The 1,088-nt window shown below is 73.4% G+C and carries 1 protein-coding gene and 1 pseudogene; both read left to right on the top strand.

The genetic code is table 11. The features are described from left to right. The coding region (locus OOT08_RS07560; protein WP_442916192.1) for a trehalose-phosphatase at window positions 1–263 on the top strand (263 nt) is incomplete at its 5' end. A gap of 36 nt (window positions 264–299) precedes the next feature. Beyond that, a pseudogene (locus OOT08_RS07555) lies at window positions 300–1,088 on the top strand (M18 family aminopeptidase); the annotation flags it as partial.

Raw genomic sequence — 1,088 nt, 5'->3', positions numbered from 1 at the left:
AGAAGCACGGCAAGCGCGTGCTCGAATTCGCGCTCCGTCCGAGCGACAAGGGCGAGGCCCTGAGTCGGATTCGCACTGCCGTTGCGGCCGAGGCGGTGCTCTTCCTCGGCGACGACGTCACGGACGAGGACGGCTTCCGGGCGCTCGGCCCCGGCGACGTCGGCATCAAGATCGGCCCGGGGGAGACCCGCGCCACCCACCGCATCCCGGACCCCGAGAGCGCCGCAGCCGTCCTCACTCGGCTCGCCGCACTCCGCGGCTAGGGCGCGAAGCGGCGACGAACCTGCTTGGATGGAAGCATGTTGACCGCTCCCTGGACCACCGACTCCTTCGCCGACGACTTCGCCGCCTTCGTGACGGCCTCGCCGAGTTCGTATCACGCGGCCGCCGAGGTGGCCCGCCGTCTGGCCGAGGCGGGCTTCGAGCGCCGCGACGAGACCGCCGCCTGGGGCGGCGGCGCCGATCCCGTGCGCGCCGTGGTGGTTCGTGACGGCGCGGTCATCGCCTGGCGGCACGCGGGCGGCGTCGCCCCCACGACCCCGGTGCGCATCCTCGGCGGGCACACCGATTCCCCCGGGTTCAAGCTCAAGCCCAAGCCCACCCGGAACGCCGAGGGCTGGTTCCAGGCCGGCGTCGAGGTCTACGGCGGTCCGCTGCTCAACTCCTGGCTGGACCGGGACCTCGAGCTCGCCGGGCGGCTCGTCACCCGCGACGGCGCGGAGCACCTCGTCCGCACCGGCCCCATCGCCCGGATCCCGCAGCTCGCGATCCACCTGGACCGCGAGGCAAACCAGGGGCTCACGCTCGACCCGCAGCAGCACACCCAGCCCGTGCTCGGCCTCTTCGGCGACGGCGCCGACGTGCTGGGGCTCCTCGCGGAGCGCGCGGGGATCGCCGCGACGGACATCGCGGGCACCGACGTCTTCACGGTGGACAGCCAGGCCCCGGCGCGACTCGGCGCCGAGCGCGAGCTGTTCGCCTCTCCGCGGCTCGACAACCTGATCTCCGTGTACGCGGGGATGCGGGCCCTGATCGCCGCCGAGGACAGCGCCGAGCACATCAGCGTCTTCGCGGGCTTCGACCACGAG

It is taken from the genome of Leucobacter sp. M11 (assembly GCF_035726885.1).
Taxonomy (GTDB): Bacteria; Actinomycetota; Actinomycetes; order Actinomycetales; family Microbacteriaceae; genus JAPFRB01.
Note: the sequence above shows the minus strand (reverse complement) of the source record. Positions and strands in the feature narration are given on the sequence as shown.